This window comes from Limnobacter sp. (genome assembly GCF_036405155.1).
GTDB lineage: Bacteria > Pseudomonadota > Gammaproteobacteria > Burkholderiales > Burkholderiaceae_B > Limnobacter.
This window is the reverse complement of record NZ_DASWYD010000007.1, coordinates 679,999-698,128: the sequence shown is the minus strand read 5'-3', so window position 1 is coordinate 698,128 and position 18,130 is coordinate 679,999. Positions and strand designations below refer to the sequence as shown.

17 protein-coding genes are annotated in these 18,130 nt (G+C 59.6%); 8 read left to right on the top strand and 9 right to left on the bottom strand.

Features of this window, described 5'->3' with window-relative positions; all coding sequences use genetic code 11:
• Positions 1-7: 7 nt before the first annotated feature.
• Genes VGE55_RS13865 through VGE55_RS13850 form a run of 4 tightly spaced genes read right to left on the bottom strand, consistent with a single transcriptional unit; the run spans position 8 to position 3,727 of the window.
• Complete coding sequence (locus VGE55_RS13865; RefSeq protein ID WP_331132258.1) at positions 8-1,036, bottom strand: amino acid ABC transporter permease; 1,029 nt, start codon at positions 1,034-1,036, stop codon at positions 8-10.
• Positions 1,033-1,884, bottom strand: coding sequence for an ABC transporter permease subunit (locus VGE55_RS13860; RefSeq protein ID WP_331132257.1), 852 nt, complete (start codon positions 1,882-1,884; stop codon positions 1,033-1,035). Before VGE55_RS13860 ends, VGE55_RS13865 begins: the two co-directional genes overlap by 4 nt.
• Positions 1,885-1,896: 12 nt before the next feature.
• Positions 1,897-2,931, bottom strand: a complete 1,035-nt coding sequence (locus VGE55_RS13855; RefSeq protein WP_331132256.1) for an amino acid ABC transporter substrate-binding protein — start codon at positions 2,929-2,931, stop codon at positions 1,897-1,899.
• Between the two features lie 10 nt (positions 2,932-2,941).
• Positions 2,942-3,727, bottom strand: a complete 786-nt coding sequence (locus VGE55_RS13850; RefSeq protein WP_331132255.1) for a YdcF family protein — start codon at positions 3,725-3,727, stop codon at positions 2,942-2,944.
• A gap of 103 nt (positions 3,728-3,830) precedes the next feature.
• Here VGE55_RS13850 and VGE55_RS13845 point away from each other — a divergent pair, with 103 nt between their 5' ends.
• The gene (locus VGE55_RS13845; protein WP_331132312.1) at positions 3,831-4,319 is read left to right on the top strand and encodes an acyl-CoA thioesterase; all 489 of its coding nucleotides are present in this window, start codon (positions 3,831-3,833) and stop codon (positions 4,317-4,319) included.
• 49 nt (positions 4,320-4,368) lie between these two features.
• On the opposite strand, the gene VGE55_RS13840 is transcribed toward VGE55_RS13845, so the two are convergent.
• Entirely contained in the window at positions 4,369-7,020 is a 2,652-nt protein-coding gene (locus VGE55_RS13840; protein ID WP_331132254.1) for a penicillin acylase family protein, read from the bottom strand.
• A 224-nt stretch (positions 7,021-7,244) separates the two neighbouring features.
• On the opposite strand from VGE55_RS13840, the gene VGE55_RS13835 reads away from it, so the two are divergent.
• The 4 genes from VGE55_RS13835 (at position 7,245) to VGE55_RS13820 (ending at position 12,572) form a co-directional block, all read left to right on the top strand.
• The gene (locus tag VGE55_RS13835) at positions 7,245-8,756 is read left to right on the top strand and encodes a CoA-acylating methylmalonate-semialdehyde dehydrogenase (protein WP_331132253.1); all 1,512 of its coding nucleotides are present in this window, start codon (positions 7,245-7,247) and stop codon (positions 8,754-8,756) included.
• 77 nt (positions 8,757-8,833) lie between these two features.
• Positions 8,834-11,014 (top strand): cyclic nucleotide-binding domain-containing protein, encoded by a 2,181-nt coding sequence (locus VGE55_RS13830; RefSeq protein WP_331132252.1) that lies wholly within the window; start codon positions 8,834-8,836, stop codon positions 11,012-11,014.
• 36 nt (positions 11,015-11,050) lie between these two features.
• Positions 11,051-11,812: a hypothetical protein gene (locus VGE55_RS13825; protein ID WP_331132251.1), complete on the top strand. Its 762-nt coding sequence runs from the start codon at positions 11,051-11,053 to the stop codon at positions 11,810-11,812.
• A gap of 163 nt (positions 11,813-11,975) precedes the next feature.
• Positions 11,976-12,572, top strand: coding sequence for a CBS domain-containing protein (locus tag VGE55_RS13820; RefSeq protein WP_331132250.1), 597 nt, complete (start codon positions 11,976-11,978; stop codon positions 12,570-12,572).
• Here the strand turns inward: VGE55_RS13820 and VGE55_RS13815 are convergent.
• Genes VGE55_RS13815 through VGE55_RS13805 form a run of 3 tightly spaced genes read right to left on the bottom strand, consistent with a single transcriptional unit; the run spans position 12,569 to position 14,362 of the window.
• Positions 12,569-13,165 (bottom strand): YceI family protein, encoded by a 597-nt coding sequence (locus VGE55_RS13815; protein ID WP_414675033.1) that lies wholly within the window; start codon positions 13,163-13,165, stop codon positions 12,569-12,571. The genes VGE55_RS13820 and VGE55_RS13815 overlap by 4 nt on opposite strands.
• Before the next feature lie 58 nt (positions 13,166-13,223).
• Positions 13,224-13,790 (bottom strand): YceI family protein, encoded by a 567-nt coding sequence (locus VGE55_RS13810; protein ID WP_331132249.1) that lies wholly within the window; start codon positions 13,788-13,790, stop codon positions 13,224-13,226.
• A gap of 8 nt (positions 13,791-13,798) precedes the next feature.
• Positions 13,799-14,362, bottom strand: a complete 564-nt coding sequence (locus VGE55_RS13805) for a cytochrome b (RefSeq protein ID WP_331132248.1) — start codon at positions 14,360-14,362, stop codon at positions 13,799-13,801.
• A gap of 200 nt (positions 14,363-14,562) precedes the next feature.
• Here VGE55_RS13805 and VGE55_RS13800 point away from each other — a divergent pair, with 200 nt between their 5' ends.
• On the top strand, positions 14,563-15,120 hold the full coding sequence (locus VGE55_RS13800) for a c-type cytochrome (protein WP_331132247.1): 558 nt from the start codon (positions 14,563-14,565) through the stop codon (positions 15,118-15,120).
• A gap of 619 nt (positions 15,121-15,739) precedes the next feature.
• Here the strand turns inward: VGE55_RS13800 and VGE55_RS13795 are convergent.
• The gene (locus tag VGE55_RS13795; RefSeq protein WP_331132246.1) at positions 15,740-16,426 is read right to left on the bottom strand and encodes a TetR/AcrR family transcriptional regulator; all 687 of its coding nucleotides are present in this window, start codon (positions 16,424-16,426) and stop codon (positions 15,740-15,742) included.
• Between the two features lie 126 nt (positions 16,427-16,552).
• Here VGE55_RS13795 and VGE55_RS13790 point away from each other — a divergent pair, with 126 nt between their 5' ends.
• Together VGE55_RS13790 and VGE55_RS13785 are read left to right on the top strand one after the other, a co-directional pair.
• A complete protein-coding gene (locus VGE55_RS13790) occupies positions 16,553-17,464 on the top strand; it encodes an SDR family oxidoreductase (RefSeq protein WP_331132245.1) in 912 nt (303 codons plus the stop codon).
• 1 nt (position 17,465) lies between these two features.
• On the top strand, positions 17,466-18,119 hold the full coding sequence (locus VGE55_RS13785) for an NAD(P)H-binding protein (RefSeq protein ID WP_331132244.1): 654 nt from the start codon (positions 17,466-17,468) through the stop codon (positions 18,117-18,119).
• Positions 18,120-18,130 lie beyond the last annotated feature (11 nt).

The following is an 18,130-nucleotide window of genomic DNA, read 5'->3' as shown; positions in this document are numbered from 1 at the left end:
TTCTGCTCTAACGGCCAACCGACGCAAAAGCCCCGAACACTGCCTGTCTGTATTCAACCGCTTTGGACAAACCAAAGCAATAGACCCAGTAGATCAACGCAATGAACACATACCCTTCCAGATAAAAGGCCCGCCAGTGAAGGTCGCCCGACAGCGCCAAGCCCAAAGCACCCGTCAACTCAAACAGGGCCACGATCGACACCAGCGAACATTCCTTGAACAGCGTGACAAAGCTGTTGACCACGCCGGGCATGGCCACATGCAGCGCCTGTGGCAACACCACCCAGTGCTGCACTTGCCAGGCGGTCAAGCCCAAAGCCCGGGCCGACTCCGCTTGGTGCCTGGGCACCGCCTGCAAGCCACCCCGCACCACCTCGGCAAGGTATGCCGCGCTGAAAAGCGCAATGGTGAAGGTAACCCGAGCAAACAAGTCGGGCTCAAGCCATGAGCCTGACATGTATTTGGGCAACACAAAGGCTGCCAAAAACAGCACGCTGACCAAAGGCAAGGCCCGCAGCACCTCAATGTACACTGTGCAGGCCCAGCGAATGGGCCGCAACCGTGACCGGCGCCCCAGCGCCAACCCCACCGCCAGTGGAAACGCACCAGCGAACCCCACACCACTAATCAGCAAAGTAAGCGGCAAACCACCCCACAGGGTGCTGCTCACCACGGGCAAACCAGCGCCCCCATGCATGAACCACAGCAACGCAGCGGGCAGCGCAGCACCACTGCACCACAGCCACCGGCCATGAAGCCAACCCAGCAATGCGGCAAACACCCAGCCGGTCCAAAGCACAACAACCGCGATGGCCCGCCATTGCTGCGCAAGCGGGTAACGCCCCAACAGCATCACACGGCCTTTTTCAGCAATCACGCCCCAACAAGCGCCCTGCCCTTGCAGCGCCGTGCAAGCCGCCAAGTTGGGCGACCACACCGCATGCCACAGGCCCCAACGCAGCAGGCTGTAGGCCAGCCAGCCCAACAAGGCCAGCCACAATACGGTCAATGCTTTGTTCAGCCTGTGTTGCATCATGCACTGCCCCGCATGGCGCGGCTGTTCAAGGCGGCCATGCACACGGCGGCCACAGCGCTCAGCAATGCATACATCAACAGCACCAGCAGCATGCATTCGGTGGCTTTGCCGCTTTGGTTCATGGATGTGTTGGCGACCGACACCAGTTCCGGATAACCAATGGCCACACCCAGCGACGCGTTTTTCAGCAGGTTGAGCACCTGGTTGGCCAAGGGGGGCAGCATGGCGCGCAACGCCAAGGGGCGAACCACCCAGCGCCGCGCCTGCGCCGGGGTAAGGCCCAGCGCCAGTGCCGCCTGGGCCATGCCAGGCCGCACCGACAACACACCTCCCTTCACCAGCTCGGCCACAAAGGCGGCGGTGTACAAACCCAAGGCCAGCAACAGTGCCAGGTATTCGGGGCTGAGCACCCAGCCGCCCTCCACCGCAAAGCGGCCAATGTGTGGCCAGTCCACGTGCCAACCCTGCGCAGTGCTCACCATTGCAGGCAGCGCCAGTCCACTTTTGCTCAACAGCACACCGCCCGGCAATGCCCACGCTTCGCTGGCCACCGGCAGCCAAAGGCTGGCCCCAAAGTACAGGGCCAACACCTGCAACAGCAAGGGCACGTTGCGCACCCCACCCACATACACCCGTGCGGTGCGCCGCCACACCGGGTTGGGCGAGAGCAAACCAAAACCCAATGAGAAACCGAGTACCACCGCCAGGCACAGGGCGGGCAGTGCCACCTTCAAGGTGTTGAGCAAACCATTGAGAAACACCTGCCAATACGGTGCGGTGTACCCCAGCGCCAACCAGCCTTCACTGAGTGAAAAGCCTGCAGGGTCTGATAAAAAACTCAGGCTCACGGCGTGAGCCCCTTAACGCAACGGGGGCGCATACATCAGCCCACCCTTGGTCCACAGTGCATTCAATCCCCGGGGCAGCTGTAGGGGCGACTGCCGCCCCAAGGTGCGCTCGTACACCTCGCCGTAATTGCCCACTTGGGCCAGTACGGTGGCCACCCAGTCGCGCGGCAGGCCCAGGGGTTTGCCAATGTCCTCAGCCTGGCCCAGCAGCCGCAGCACGGCGGGGTTGTCACTGCGGGCCGCTTGCGTCAGGTTGGATTGCCCAACACCCAGCTCTTCGGCTTCCAGCATGGCATACAGCACCCACTTCACAATCGCAAACCACTCCGCATCACCACTGCGCACAGCAGGGCCCAAGGGCTCTTTGGAAAACACCTCGGGCAGCACTTCAAAGTCATCCGGGTGGGCGCTTTTGCTGCTCTTCAAGCTGACCAAGGCGGATACATCGGTTGAAAACGCCTGGCAACGGCCTGAAAAAAACGCCTTGTACGCAGGCTCAAATTGGTCGTACACAATGATTTTGGCGCGGATGCGCTGCGTGGCCAGGTAGGTGGCCAGGTTCTTTTCATTGGTGGTGCCCGACTGCACGCAAATTTCTGCGCCGTTCAATTCGTGGGCATGCTTCACCTTGAAGCGCTTGTGCACCAGTATGCCTTGCCCGTCGAAGTAACTGATGCCGGTGAATTCAATACCCAGCCCCGCATCGCGGCTTAGTGTCCAGGTGGTGTTGCGTGACAACACATCAATTTGCCCCGCCTGCAAAGCCGCAAAACGCTGCTGCGAACTGAGCGGGGTAAACACCACTTTGCGGGCATCGCCCAGCACAGCAGCGGCAATGGCGCGACACACGCTCACGTCCAGCCCAAGCCACTGCCCATCCGAACCGATGGCCGAAAACCCGGCAACCCCACTGCTCACCCCACAGCGAACCACGCCGCGGGCCTTCACGGCATTCAGCGTGTCGCCAGCGAAAGCCGGGCTACAAAAGCCTAGCCAGCAAGCCAGGCCGACCAAGGCCAGCCAGGGTGAGCGTTGGTGGGTTCTCATCGGTGTTCCATTAAAATTTCAAATACCAGTCTGACACCCGAAGTTGCAGACCACCCAGCCATTCCTTGATGGCCAGGGTGCTGCGCTGAAGCGATTCATGGCGGGGCAATTCTTCCCAGAGCTGTTTGTGCTCGGGCAACACCCGCACGTCGCACAGCACAGGGTACACATCAAAACCCGCCTGTTCAAACAGGCGGACTGCACGGGGCAGGTGGTAAGCAGAGGTCACCAAAGCAATGCTGTGTTGGCCAGGGCCCAACAACTCGCGGGTGTAGCGGGCATTCTCCAGTGTGGTGCGGGATTGTTCGTCCATCAACACATTGTGCGGTGGCACACCAAGGTCCTGCAAAATCGATTGCATGGCAGCGGCTTCGGTGCCCTTGTTGGGGTCGTTTCCAAACTTGCCGCCACTGGCCACCACCCGGGCAGACACACCACGGCGATACAAGCGGGCGCCTTCCAGCATGCGGTCGCCACTGTCGGTGAGGTCGCCCTGCTCACGCACACCGGCGTAACGGCCATCCACACCACCACCCAACACCACAATGGCCATGACAGGCCCTTTCAACGGTTTGGCAGCTTGCAATTGGGCAGCCTCTTGCTCCAGTTGTTGAAACAGGCGATCGGCCACCCACGGTGTTGAAAAAGCCAACAACTGAAGCTGGGCCAACACGCAAAGAAAGGCGCGTGTTTTGGGCCGCCGAACACACAGCGTGAAAGCCAACAGGGTCAATAGCACCCACATTCCGAGTGGACTTGTGCACCAGATGGCGTATTTCGTCAGTTCGGCCAACATGCCGCATCCTCATCAGATCAAACCCCTGCATTGTAGTGGGCTTGCGCCGGGGTGAGCCTTGGGTACACTCTTGAACTTCGACAACAATCATCGCGCCACGCCCATGCCCTTTCCCAATCACCAATTGAGCATGACTGTGCTCATGACCCCCGACATGGCCAACTTCAGCGGCAAGGTGCACGGCGGGCATATTTTAAAACTGCTGGACCAGGTGGCTTATGCGTGCGCCAGCCGGTATGCGGGCATGTATGTGGTCACGCTCTCGGTAGACCGGGTGCAGTTTTTGCAGCCCATTCGCGTGGGCGAGCTGGTCACCTTTTTGGCCAGCGTGAATTACACCGGCAACACCTCATTGGAGGTGGGCATCAAGGTGGTGGCCGAAGACTTCCACCATGGCATTGCCACCCACACCAACAGTTGTTTTTTCACCATGGTGGCCATGAATGAGGACGGCAAACCCTCACCAGTACCGCAGTTTGTGCCTGGCACCCAAGAAGAAAAAAAACGCCATGCCGCCGCCCTGCTGCGCAAGCAATTGCGCAAGGAACTGGACGAGCGGTATGCCGCAGCCAAAGCAGACATGGCCTTGTAAAAAAGCCCTCCAAAGGGAGGGCTTTTAGAGACACACACAACGCGTTGGCTTATTTGGGCTCTTGAAGCACCAAGGGCTCGGCAATTTGCTGGGCCTTGATCTCGGCCGGTGTGTACGGCAAGGTCAGCCACTGCTTTTGTGAATAGGCTTTGGTGTAATCGTCGTAATGCGGGTTGGCCGGGTCGGTGGACACCGAGTAAGTCAACATGGCATCGGCCTTGGGCGTGCCATCATCCCGCCAGGTCACGGCCTGAATGTAGCTGTTGCCATACACCACGTTGTAACCCGCTTTGCTCAAACGACTGTCCACACTCACCACAGTGAAGGCACCTTCCGGGCTGGTCCCACCAAAAATCGGAATGCGCGTGTTTTTGTGAACGCCCGACTGCTGCACCATGCCCATGGGTGCATCAAACGCAAAGCCCGAGGCCTGCACGGCGGCAATCGCATCGCCCAGCGCAGCCGCCGTAAACGGGTTGAGCAGGTTCAACGTGTTGGGCGTGCGCACAGGGTCGGCCGGGTTGAAGCCTGTGGCCCACAAGTTGGTGGGCAGCGAGGCTGGCAACGGGTTGGGGAACAAGGGGGGTGGATACAACCCTGGCAAGCCCACGGGCAAACCGCCGGGGTTGGCAATGGCGCGGGTCCAGAATTCACGCCACAAGTGGGCACCCTTGCTGTCCAGGTTGGACTTGCCATCCCACGCCTTCAGCGCAGCACAGGCTGCGGCTGTTTGCACGGGTGGGCCGCTGGTGGTGGGCAAGCCGGGCAACTGGCACAGTTGGTCGGTCACAGCCTGTTTGGCCAGCGTGGCCGAGTAGATTTCGCTCGACAGGGCGATGTCCTTCAACAGGTCTTGCGTCATCTTGTTGCCTGGGCGGCCGTCTGCACCAGCCAAGCGGCGCTCGGCCTGCAAAATACACAGGCGGGTTCGCAGCGTGCGCTCGGTGTTTTCATCACCGATGATGCGGTTGTAGCCCGTGACTGGCTCGGCCGGGTTGGTCAACCAATAGCTGTCGTTGCAGTTGGTCACGTAGTCATCGCGCTTCAGGGTGGGCAGGTTGCCCGCGCCAAAAATGCCGGGGGCTGGCGCATCCGAATCGGTGTCCCACTCGCAACTGGACTTCGAACCATCCAGCACTGGCAAGCCAGGCGACAACTGGTTAACCACCGTGTGGAAAGGCTCGCTCTTGCACGACGCTGTTTTGGCATCGGTCACATTGGGAACCACGGTGACGTCGCCATAGTAAGCCGGCTGGCCGGGGCCACTGGCCACGGTGTTCACCCAAGGCACACCCAGCTCGCTTTTGTGCAACTCAATGAACTCGTCCAGCGAGTTGGCCATGTTCCATTTGGCAAACTGGTTGATCAGCCGGTCGTTTTCAAGGTTGGCATCCCGCAGTGTGAAGGCCTGTAACTGGTTCCAACCCAACACCGGCACACCACTGGCTTTGAGCACCAGCATGGGGCCAAAATGCGAGCGGTACATGGTGCGCTGCATTTTGGTGAGCGTGCCATCGGTTTGCTTGACTTCAATTTCAGTGGGCAACGCAATCATGTCGCGGTATTCGCCGTCGTACATGTATTGCGTGGGCTTTTGCGGGTTGACCTGCAATTGGTAGAAGGTGAAGCGATACGCCGTGGACACGGTGTGGCTCCAGGCCAGCTTGTCATTAAAGCCGATGAGCACCGCTGGCACGCCATACAGGCCCACGCCCATGATGTCCATTTTCTTCTGGCCGTTGATGGTCAGCGTATTGTGGCTGGGGTACAAACGCTCGGTGCCGCGCCACGGGAAATGCGGGTTGCCGTACACAATCGACTGGCCGTTTTGCGTCCCGTCCTTGCCAAAGGCATACATATTGCTGCCGAACTTGTCACGGTCCTGCATCGCGACCAAGGGGTTGGGCGAGTTTTTCAACAGTGCAATTTGCTGCTTGGTGGACGGCGTGCCCGCTTTGGCCATCGGCAAGCCAGGGGCTGCAGGGGCACCGCCACTGGGTGGCTGGGCGCTGCCAATTTCGGTCACAAACACAGAGCTGCTGGCCAGCACCGCCAGGCGCACAAAGCGCCGGTACATGTCATCGGTGGCAATGGGCTGCAGCCAGTCAGCTGTGGCGCAACTGGCGTGGGCGCTCACCTTGCTGCCGTCGGCCTTGGTGTATTGGTGCTTGCCGGCTTTCAGCTCGGCGATGTAGCGGTTCACACCGGCCACATAGCCCGTCACCACATTTTGGAAATCGGGCACGGTCTTGTCTCGGGTACGCTGCCAGGCATTGCGCTCCGTGCCATCGGTGCCCTTCTCTTTGTACGCAAACAGGCTCTTCCAGAAGAAGTCGCTGTCCACGTTGTTGGCGGTCGAGCCATTGGGTTCAATCGTGTAGGTGCCGGTGGGGCCAAAGTATTTGGCCCGCTCTCCACGAATGGTCAACAAGTCCTCGAGGAACACGCAGAGGTTGTCTTCAGCAAAGGCATACCCTTCGCCATAGCCCAGACTGCCGTAGTCCTTGGCCTCAATGTGTGGAACGCCGTAGGTGGTGCGGGTGATGGTGGCATTGTATTTGTAGTCCACTTCGCTGGGCGTGGTCCGCCCGTCTGTGCCGGCAACGCCGCCACTCCCGTTGCCACCCAAACAACCCGCCAAGCCCAACACCAGGGCGCTGACGGTCAACAAGCCTAGCCGGCTTTGACGCACATTGATCACAACTGTCTCCTCAATATTGTTGCCAGCCGCAAGCGGCTGTCCGGCTGCTGCTTTTTTACCGGTATTGGGTATTACTTCAAAAATCACAAAGTGGATGCGCTGTCATGAAGTGCAAATTGGCCAAATATCCCCGGGTTTGCCCGTATGGTGTTAGTCCCGATGGCCGCTGTTGTGCCCACGGGCAAGAATGTCAGCTTCCTGTTTCACCAAAAGAACCCACCGCCATGAACGCCGCAGCACGTGAAAACCCGCTTCCCCATGTCATCAACGGTCAATCGGTGTTGCCTGCGGGCAGCCGCACAGCGCCGGTCTACAACCCATCGCATGGCGTGGTTCAAAAACAGGTGGCCCTGGCCGAGCCAGCCACCGTCAACGAAGCGGTGGCCGCTGCCAAAGCCGCCCTGCCCGCTTGGGCCAACAAACCCCCGCTGCAGCGTGCGCGCATCCTGAACCGTTTTTTGGCGCTGATGAACCAGCATCGGGATGAGCTGGCCGCCATCATCACCGCCGAGCATGGCAAAGTGTTTACGGATGCCCAGGGTGAAGTCACCCGGGGCATTGAGATTGTTGAATTTGCCTGCGGCATTCCACAGCTGCTGAAGGGCGACTACACCGAGCAGGTGTCCACCAACATCGACAACTGGACCACACGCCAGCCCGTGGGTGTGGTGGCCGGCATCACGCCGTTCAACTTCCCGTGCATGGTGCCCTGCTGGATGTTCCCGGTCGCCATTGCCTGCGGCAACACCTTCATCCTCAAGCCCAGCGAGCGCGACCCGTCAGCCGCCAACTTCATGGCGGGCTTGCTGAAAGAAGCTGGCCTGCCCGACGGCGTGTTCAACGTGGTGCATGGCGACAAGTCGGCCGTGGACACCCTGCTGAACCACCCCGATGTGTCGGCCCTGAGCTTTGTGGGCTCCACGCCGATTGCCCAATACATTTACGAAACCGGTGCCCGCAACGGCAAGCGGGTTCAGGCCCTGGGTGGCGCCAAAAACCACCTGCTGGCCATGCCCGACGCCGACCTGGACCAGGTGGTGGACGCGCTGGTGGGCGCAGCCTATGGGAGCGCGGGCGAACGTTGCATGGCGATTTCCGTGGCCGTGCTGGTGGGCGATGTGGCCGACCGCATCATGCCCAAACTGGCCGAGCGCGTGCGCACCCTGCGCATCACCGATGGCATGGACCTGAAGGCCGAGATGGGCCCCATCGTGACGGCCGAGGCACTGGCGCGCATTGAGAATTACATCCAGATTGGCGTGGACGAAGGCGCCACCCTGGTGGTCGATGGCCGTGGCCACAAGCCAGCCGGTTTCGAGAAAGGCTTTTACACAGGCGGCACGCTGTTTGACCATGTGAAGCCGCACATGCGCATTTACAAGGAAGAAATTTTTGGACCGGTGTTGGCTTGTATCCGCGTGAAAGACTTTGCCGAAGGGCTGGCACTGATCAACAGCCACCAGTACGGCAATGGCGTGGCCTGTTACACCCGCGACGGCAACACCGCGCGCGAGTTTGGGCGCCAGGTGCAGGTGGGCATGGTGGGCATCAACGTGCCCATTCCGGTGCCCATGGCCTGGCACGGCTTTGGTGGCTGGAAGTCCAGCCTGTTTGGCGACATGCACGCCTACGGCGAAGAAGGCGTGCGCTTCTACACCCGCCAGAAGTCCATCATGCAACGCTGGCCAGACAGCACCCAGAAAGGCGCTGAATTTGCCATGCCCACCTCGAAGTAAACCTTTCGCGTAGACTCGGTGTTGAGTTGCAGTTCGTCCAACGGGCCCGCCCAACATCGACTCTGCGAGAGGATTGCTTGAACGCTGACATCAAGGCCGGTGCCCTGGTTGCACTGGCGGGTTTTGCACAAGCCCTGGTTTACGGCATGCTGGCTTTTGCCCCCCTGGGGCAAGACGGCTTGGCCATTGGTCTGTACGCTGGCCTTGTCAGTGCACTGGTGGGCAGCGCGCTGGGTGCTCTGCTGGGCAAGGCGCCCGTTCAGTTTGGCGGCCCCCGCTCCTCCACCGCCCTCATCGTGGCGGGTTCCATCATTGGGTTTCAATCCCAGGCTCAAACCCTGAGCCTGGAAGCGCTGGTGGGCCTGACCGCGCTTGAAGTCGTGCTGGCTGGGATGCTGGTTTTTTTGGCCCAACGGCAAGGCGTGGGACGGCTTATGCAGTGCTTGCCTGCACCCGTGCTCATCGGCATGAACACCACCCTGGGCCTGTTTTCAGCTTACAAATTATTGCCGGCCATGGTGGGTTTTGCCGTGTTTGTGGGTGTGCCCCACGCAGCCAACCACCTGTCAGAGGCCTCGTGGCTGGTGGCCGCCATCTCCGCGCTCACCACAGCACTGGTGGTGTATTTCCGGGTGGTTCGGCCCAACCCCTGGGGCATCGTGATTGCACTACTTGCTGGCTTGGCGGTTCAGCAAGCCTGCCAGCACCTGCTGCCCATCACCAGCCCCTTGCTGGGCTTGACCACAGCCCACTGGCCGCACACCGTGAACTGGGTTACTTCGGCCAACAACGCACTGGCCGCATTGTGGCAACACCCGGGCCTGGGCCTTCAACTGGTCATCGGTGCCAGCGTGATTGCCCTGCTGGTGGTGCTGGAAAGCATGCAGTCCCTGCTCACCGTGGACCAAACCTTGAACACCCGCCACGACACCGCGCGCGAGCTGAACACCCTTGCACTGGCGACGGTGGTCAATGGCCTGCTGCTGGCGCTGCCCAGTTCCAACTATGTGTCCCGCAGCAACAACGGGCTGGCGGTGGGTGGCAAAACCCGCCGCAGCGAGGCCGCCTATTGTGCCGTGTTGCTGGTCTTGAGCGCCCTGCTGTGGCCGGTCATGGACCAGTTGCCACTGCACATTCTGGCCACGGTGGTCGCCATCAGCTCGCTTTTTCTGATTCAGGGAAAAACCTTGCAGTGGGTGGGCCAGTTCTTTCGCCCAAGCCAACACCGCCGCATGGACAGCAATGCCCGGTTTACCGTGTGGGTGCTCATCGGCATGGTGGGGGCCACTGCGCTCAGCAACCTGCTGGTTGGCACCTTGGTGGGCGTGTTGTTTGTGGCGGCGTACTTTTTGCGTCAGCAATCGGTGGGTGGGCTGCTGGCGCTTGAGCACCGCCCCCAAGGCAGATCCCGCACATTGCGCCCCCGGGGCGATCGCCAAACCTTGGACCGCGCATTTCTCCAGGTGTGCAGGGTCACGCTGGACGGCAGCCTGTTTTTTGGGAATGCCGCATCGCTGGCCATTCGGCTGCAGGACGAGCTCAAGCCCTGCGCCCATTGGGTGGCCGATTTTTCGCGGGTGCGGTATGTGGACGACACGGCCGTGCAAGCCCTGGTGCGCGCCTTGGGCAGCAACCTTCCCCACTTGAAGGGGCACAGTGTGGCCGTGTTGCCAGCAGCCCAGCACGTGCCAACCGAAACACACCATGCGCTGCTGCAACTGTGCCAGGGTTGTGGCCTGCACACCACCAGCCACCTCGATGATGCATTTTACTGGCTGGAAAACCACCTGCTTGGCGCTGCGCCCGGGCTTGCCAATCCGCCTTCCGACCAAGCCTTGTTGAACAGCCATGTGTGCGATGGCCTGCCCCCACACCTGCAAACACAACTGATGGATGCTTGGCTGCCCCAGCAACTGGGCGCTGGCGAAGCCCTGTTCCGCGAGGGCGATGCCGCAACAGGCCTGTATGTGCTGGCTGCAGGCCAAATGAGCGCCTGGCACCAAAGTGGCACCCACTCCGAACGCTTGATGCGGTTTTGCCCCGGCAGCCTGATTGGCGAAATGGCCTTGCTGGACCAACGCCCCCGCTCGGCCACCTTGGTGGCCGACACCGCCTGCACCGTGTTGCACCTGCCCCTGCAGACCTATCACCAACTGGGCCCTGAATTGGCCACACCCCTGTTGCGCAACCTGGCCAAAGAGCTGACCTTGCGGGTTCGGCTGTCCAACCAGGGGCTTGCGCTCACGCAGCCGGGCTAGAAGGTTTATTCTTTGTCCAAGCGCCCGGCATGCCGTATGTTCACGGGTGTATACAAAAACCCCACCCGCGCCATGAACAAAGCCGAATTCCAGAAACGTTACGGAAACACCATCCGGAAACCCAAACTAAGCCTGCTGCTGGGCGAAGCCCGGGCACCGCTGGAAGCGGCCAAACTCGCGGTTCAGTGGCGCTTTTTGCCCCGCAAAAATGTGGGGCAGGGGCAAACCATTTTGCTGTTGCCCGGCTTTGGCTCGGGCCCTGCCGCCATGAGCTTCATCAAGCGGTACATGGAATCGCTGGGCTACAACGCGGTGCACTGGAGCGCGGGCTTCAACCATGGCGAAGTGGGCAAACTGCTGCCGCAAGTGATTGATGACATCAAACGCCTGTCCGACGAAGCCCAAGGCCCCATCAAACTGTTGGGCTGGAGCCTGGGTGGCTACCTGGCCCGCGAAGCAGCACGTGAAGTGCAGCAAAACGTGAGCCGCATAGTGACCATCGGCAGCCCTGTGGTGGGTGGCCCCAAGTACACAGCGGTGCGCGGTCTCTACGACCTCAAGGGCACCGATGTGGAGTCCATCGAGAACAGCACCCTGAAACGCTTTGAACAGCCGATTGTGTGCCCCATCGTGGCCCTGTACTGCAAAAAAGACAGCATCGTCAGCTGGCAGGCCTGCATCGACCGATTCTCACCCAATGTGGAACACATCGAGATCCAGACACCGCACCTGTCCATGGGCATCAGCACCGAGGTGATGGACCTGCTGCCCTATGCGCTGGGCACCCCGCTCAAGTAAAGCTTTGTAAAGCTGAGAACCATCCACCCCTGAAAACCCTCACAGAAGCAAGGCCACGCACAATTGAGGGGCCTTTGTTCCTGTATTCCGTGTTTGCCCGCACTTGTAACTTCAAGGCAGCGGCGTAGACTGGACTTTCAAACACAAGAAGGGGGTTAGGGCAATGATTCGACAACACTATCAGCCGCTTGAACACATCACCGCAGGCGCCACCGACGTGATAACCGTCAGCGACCCCAGCCGGCCGATCAAGCTGACAGCCGACTCACCTGCCTTTGACGCCATGACCGACCTTCGCCGCATTCAGCCGGTGAGCATCGACCCAGCCGAAAGCCTTGAGCAAGCCCGCACCACCATGATTGTGTGTGGCGTGAAGCTACTGTTTGTGCGCAACACACAAGGCAACCTGCTGGGCCTGATCACCGCCAACGACCTGGCTGGCGAGCGCGCCATTGTGCAAGCCGCCAACAGCGGTCGCAGCGTGCTTGAACTCACGGTCAACGACGTCATGGTGAAACTGCCCGATCTGGAGTTTCTGGAGTTTGGTGCAGTGTCCCGCGCTGAGGTGGGCCACATCATTGCGACACTGAAAGCCCACAATCGGCAACATGCGCTGGTGGTGGACAACCGGCAGGGCAACCTGCGGGTGGTCGGTTTGTTTTCAGCCACACAAATTGCCCGTCAAATGGGCATACCCGTGTTCGACCCGGTGAAGGCCAACACCTTTGCAGAAATTGAAGCCGCGGTGGCAGCAGCCTAAGGCTGCTTGACCGCCTCAATCGAGATGCGCACCTTCACCTCGGGCAAAAAACCGCGGTCCACCGCGTAGCCCAGGTTGAAGTCAGTGCGCTTGAAGTTGGCCTCCGCATCGGCACCACACACCTCCACCTTCTTGAAGGGGTGGTTGATGCACTTGAACTGCTTGATGGTGAGGTTCACGGGTTTGGTCACGCCTTTCAAGGTGAGCTCGCCCAACACCTCCACCGGCTTGTCACCCTCAAAACGCATGGCCTTGCCCACGTACTCAATTGTCGGGTAAGCCTCCACATCGAACATCTCGACGCCTTTGGCCTCTTCGTTCATTTTGCTGTGCCCAAAGTCAATCGTACTGGCATCCATTTCGATGTTGACGGTGCCGGTTTTGTTGGCCCGGTCCAGCGTGACCGTGCCTTTTGTTTTGTTGATTTTGCCGCGCCAAATCGACAAGCCACCCAAATGATCCGCCTCAAACGCCGGGTACGTGTGGCCCGGGTCCACCAGGTATTTGTCCACCGCCGCGTGGGCCACACCGGCCGCACCCACACACACACAGCCGACCATCAAAGCGGCCAAGGGCCGGTTTCTTTTTGTCATAGTCCCTACTCCTGAGCTGAATCTGTCGGGGCTCACTGCATGAGCCCGGCTTGTTGTTTTATTTCCCGGTGGTGACGAACTTGAAATCAATCACCACGTCATCGGCCACCAGACTGGTGTCGGCCCATTCGCCCGAGGCACCCACCTTGAAATCCAGCCGCTTGATTTTGGTTTGGCCGGTGAATACGGATTTTCCACCTTGTGTTTGGATGTTCACCGGAAACGTGAGCGGCTTTTTAATGCCACGTATCGTCAGGTCACCCGTGGCCTGGTAGGCCTTGCCCACGGGCTTCACGCTGGTAACCGAAAAGGTGGCATCGGGAAATTTGGCGGAGTCAAACCAGTCGGGCTTGGCCACCTCTTTGTTGTACATGGGGTCGCCCAAATCAAAACTGGCCGTTTGAACAGTCACGGTCGCTTTGGTGGCCTCGGGTTTGGCAGCGTTGAAATCCACCTGCCCGGAAAACTTCTTGAAGTCGCCACTCACCGGAACATTGAACTGTTTGAAGGTGGCCCGAACCAGGCTTTGCGCCGGGTCAATCGAATCCGCCTGCGCCACACCACAAACCCACAAACCGGCCACGGTCAGTACCGCAGCCACACCACGCGCACCCTTCCACTGCATTGTCTGCCTCACTGCTTGTCGACCTTCAGGCCGGGGATCATCTTGCCCAAGATGCGGGTCTTGTCCATCCACTCATGCTTGAATGCCATGAGCACATGGCCCGCCACCAGAATGACCAGCCCCCAGGCCGAAAGTTCATGCAGTTCCTCAAACACCTCTTTTAGCGCAGGGTCCTTGTGAATGAGCACCGGAAGTTCAATGACACCAAACCACACCACCGGGTAACCGGCCGCAAGGCTGTACAGGTAACCCAACACCGGCGTGACCAGCATCATGGCGTACAACGCCCAATGCCCCGTCTTGACCAAAGTCATCAAACGCCCGGCCCAACTGGCCGGATAACTGGGCAGTTTTGAACCGGCCCGCACCACCACACGCACCAGCAACACGGCAAACAACGTCACGCCCAACCACTTGTGCCAATTGAACAATTTCAACTTGAACGGTGTAATTCCGGGAATGTCCACCATGTACAAACCCATGCCAAAGGCGGTGGCCAAACCCAAGGCCATGGCCCAGTGCAGCAGCATCATGAACGGGTTATAACGGGCGGGGCTTGGGGTTGGTGGCATGAATGTCAGGTCCTTGTGCTTGATTTACAACTTTTTTCCCGCAAATTCCGTTTGGGACTTTGGGTTTTTTCAAGATACAATTTACAGTTGTTTTGGCGCTGCGTACAGTTTACCGGGCTGGTGGAACATTCCCCAGGGGCATGGATGCTGGCAGTGCACACCGGTTTACCCCTCGCGCTAACAATTAAACAGGATGTGGTATGAGCGAATCCAACGAACACGAACTGCCGTTTAAAACACCCAAGCAGCTGATTGTGGCCATTGTGGCTTCCTTTGTGGTGCCCGTTTTCATCATTATTCTGCTGGCCAATTATGTAAGCTCGGGCAACAAGCCTGCAGCAGGCAGCAACGCGATGACCGAAGAAGCCATTGCCGAGCGCTTGAAGCCGGTGGGCTCCGTTGAGTTTCTGGATGCCAATGCACCCAAAGTGCTGAAAACCGGCCAGGAAGTGTACTCAGGCGCCTGCGCAGCTTGCCACGGCGCTGGTGCAGCCGGTGCGCCAAAGTTTGGCGACAAGGGCCAGTGGGGTCCGCGCCTGTCGCAAGGCTTTGACACGCTGTGGAAGCACGCTGTTGAGGGCATTCGCGCCATGCCAGCCAAGGGCGGCAACCCCGACCTCGACGACATTGAAGTGGGCCGCGCCGTGGCGTACATGGCCAACGAGGCCGGTGCCAATTTCAAAGCCCCTGAGCCAGCCGCACCCGCTGCAGCCCCAGCCGCCGATGGTGCAGCGCCAGCAGCACCTGCAGCAAAGTGATCTTGATCGGGCTCAATGACTGAGCCTGGTGATGTTGAAAACCCCGGTTTGATGCCGGGGTTTTTTATTGGTACTTCCAATGCCTGTACGTTGCCCCCAGCAACGCCGACAGCCCGTGGTTTCCATTGCCCCCGCAACACCGGTAGCCCGTGCCTTTTATTGCCCCCAGCAACACCGGTAGCCTGGCCCGAACGCCCCCCGAAATGTAAAAGTTGACCCTTGCATATCGAACCGTCCCGAGAACTCGCGCCGGTGGCGCTCAAACATCTCGGTCCGTGTGTTCGAATGCTGTGCAGGTCAAACCGATCGGGGGGCTGACTGTTCGGCGCCGGGCACACCGACATTGCTTGGTGGCATGGCACCGAGTCGGTTGGCGGCCTGCGCGGTTCACCTCCCCTGCAGCGACAGTCAGGGCCATTGGCCCGAGCGTGCCAAACAGGCGCGGTGGGCTAAGCCTTCAGGCTGGCCCAGAGGTCGATCCCGACTCGCCGTTTGGAGGGGCGACCTCAGCGATCGTGAGGCTCAGCGAGGGAAACACCAATGGACCGTCGCAAAGGGGTGTGACCGTGCAGTGCCTCTATGTCTTTCATCTGCAAAAGGCGAGGTAACACCGCCGGAATTAAACCCGTTGCGCCCCACCCACCAGACTGAAGCCCACACCCCGGAAAATCAGCATGGCATTTTCAACCACATGCTCAACAGGCTGACGACACCCGTCCAGCGCCCACCGCGCAGCCATGTACAACACCGAGCCCACCAGGCCAGAGGCCAACAAAGTGGAGTCCAAATGCGCATTGGGGTCGCCCTTGGCACGTTGTTCAATCAGCGGCTTGGCCAGTGCTTCCAGCATTTCCACAAAGCTATAGAGCGTCTTCAGCGACAATTCTTCCAGGTGTCGGTTCACCGTCAACACCTCCACCAGCAAAATGCGCGCTGCCTCGGGCTGTTCCTTGAACTGGGTAAAAAACACGGTCAAACCAGTCATGGTCGCTTCTTCCAGGCCTTCGTCACCCATGCCCATCAACACCTGCTGCAAGCGGCCGCGCAAGGTGTCGGTGATGTGCAAATAACAGGCGGTGAACAGCGCCTCGGCATTGGGAAAGCTTTCGTAAAAATACCGTTCCGTCAGCCCGGCCTCCTGGCACAAGCCTTTCACCGTGGCGGCGTGATAGCCGATTGAACCAAACATCTTGATGCCCGCGTCAATCAGCTTCATGCGCCGTTCGGCTGTCCTCACTTCGTTGGACACACCCCGGTAACGCCGTCCCTCTGCTTTCACAGCCGCAACAGTCTTGGTCGAACTCATATTGGAAGACATACTCAAAAAATAGCCATTGACAGTATGAAGCACCCTCATTAAATTGACAACCACGATTGTCAAATTGACCATCAACCCACACCAACGCAAAACCAACATCTGCGGAGACACAACATGAAATCATTCAAAGGCAAAGTGGCCGCCATCACTGGCGCCGCATCCGGCATGGGCCGCACCCTGGCCGTTCAACTGGCCCGTGAAGGCGCCTCACTGTCCATCTCCGACGTTGACACCAAAGGCCTGGCCGAAACCGTCAAGCTGGCCAAATCGGCTGCCGACGAAGCTGGCCATGACATCAAGATCACCAGCCAGGAACTGGATGTGTCCAGCCGTGCAGATGTGTACGCCTGGGCCGACAAAACCGCCAAGGACCACGGCAAAGTCAACCTGATTTTCAACAATGCGGGCGTGGCTTACGCAACCCCGATTGAAGACATCGACTACGACAAGTTCGACTGGATCATGGGCATCAACTTCTGGGGCGTGGTGTACGGCACCAAGGCGTTCCTGCCTTACCTCAAGGCATCAGGCGAAGGCCACATCATCAACACGTCTAGCCTGTTCGGCCTGTGTGCTCAGCCCACCCAGTCCACCTACAACTCCACCAAGTTTGCGGTGCGTGGCTTCACTGAAAGCCTGCGCCAGGAACTGGACTTCATGAACTGCGGCGTATCGGCCACCAGCGTTCACCCGGGCGGTATCAAGACAGCGATTGCCCGCAAAAGCGTGGCCTCTCCCACCATTGAGAAGTTCACGGGAACCGATGCCGAATCTGGCAAGGCATTCTTCGAAAAATTCTTCATCACCAGCGCTGAAAAGGCCGCCGACATCATTCTGAAAGCGGTGAAGGGCAACAAGCGTCGCGTACTGGTCGGACCAGATGCCGTGGCCATGGACGCCATGGTTCGCGCGCTGCCCGAAAGCTATCAGGCCATCATCGTGGGCCAAATGAAGAAAATGCGCGACAAGCAATTGGCCCGCAAAAAGAAACACGCCACTGCCGCCAAAGAAACCCAAAAGGCCTGATTTGGCTTCGCTGCTGCTGTTGGGTGCCACGGGTGTGGTGGGACGAGCGGTTTTAAACTTCGCCCTCAACCACCCCGATGTGCACCAGGTCACTGCGGTCACCCGTCGCCCAATGGCGGCGGGGTTGTTGGCCCAACATCCCAAACTCGCCAACCCGGTGGTGGACATGGCCAACCTGCCCACAGACGCGAGTTGGTGGAAGGCCGATGCACTCATTTGCACACTGGGCACCACCATCAAACTGGCTGGCACCCCGGAAAAGTTTCGCGAAGTGGACCTGCACCTGGTCAACAACGTGGCCACCCTGGCGGCACGCCATGGCACCCACACGTTTGTGCTCAATTCATCCAGCATGGCCAATGCCAAAGCCCGAGGGCTTTACCTGCGGACCAAAGGTGAGGCTGAGCAGGCGGTGCTCAATGCCGGCTTTCAACGGGTGGTGATTGCCCGCCCCGGCCTGCTGGACGGTAACCGTGAAGAATTTCGCCTGGGCGAAGAAATCGGGGTGAAGGCCTCTCGACTGTTGAACCCCCTTCTACCCAAGCGACTGCGCAGTGTGAAGGTGGAGCGCCTGGCCGCTGTGATGTTGGCTGAAGCGCTGCGCAACGGCCCGGAGATCACCGTGTTGGAATCGGAGAAGTTCCAAGCCGGCTGAAGTCAATCCGG

Bases quoted from the DNA above. Each gene is read 5' to 3' on its own strand.
- VGE55_RS13865 (WP_331132258.1), bottom strand. From the start codon at position 1,036: ATGATGCAACACAGGCTGAACAAAGCATTGACCGTATTGTGGCTGGCC.
- VGE55_RS13855 (WP_331132256.1), bottom strand. From the start codon at position 2,931: ATGAGAACCCACCAACGCTCACCCTGGCTGGCCTTGGTCGGCCTGGCT.
- VGE55_RS13850 (WP_331132255.1), bottom strand. From the start codon at position 3,727: ATGTTGGCCGAACTGACGAAATACGCCATCTGGTGCACAAGTCCACTC.
- VGE55_RS13845 (WP_331132312.1), top strand. From the start codon at position 3,831: ATGCCCTTTCCCAATCACCAATTGAGCATGACTGTGCTCATGACCCCC.
- VGE55_RS13835 (WP_331132253.1), top strand. From the start codon at position 7,245: ATGAACGCCGCAGCACGTGAAAACCCGCTTCCCCATGTCATCAACGGT.
- VGE55_RS13825 (WP_331132251.1), top strand. From the start codon at position 11,051: ATGTTCACGGGTGTATACAAAAACCCCACCCGCGCCATGAACAAAGCC.
- VGE55_RS13820 (WP_331132250.1), top strand. From the start codon at position 11,976: ATGATTCGACAACACTATCAGCCGCTTGAACACATCACCGCAGGCGCC.
- VGE55_RS13815 (WP_414675033.1), bottom strand. From the start codon at position 13,165: ATGACAAAAAGAAACCGGCCCTTGGCCGCTTTGATGGTCGGCTGTGTG.
- VGE55_RS13810 (WP_331132249.1), bottom strand. From the start codon at position 13,790: ATGCAGTGGAAGGGTGCGCGTGGTGTGGCTGCGGTACTGACCGTGGCC.
- VGE55_RS13805 (WP_331132248.1), bottom strand. From the start codon at position 14,362: ATGCCACCAACCCCAAGCCCCGCCCGTTATAACCCGTTCATGATGCTG.
- VGE55_RS13800 (WP_331132247.1), top strand. From the start codon at position 14,563: ATGAGCGAATCCAACGAACACGAACTGCCGTTTAAAACACCCAAGCAG.
- VGE55_RS13795 (WP_331132246.1), bottom strand. From the start codon at position 16,426: ATGAGTTCGACCAAGACTGTTGCGGCTGTGAAAGCAGAGGGACGGCGT.
- VGE55_RS13790 (WP_331132245.1), top strand. From the start codon at position 16,553: ATGAAATCATTCAAAGGCAAAGTGGCCGCCATCACTGGCGCCGCATCC.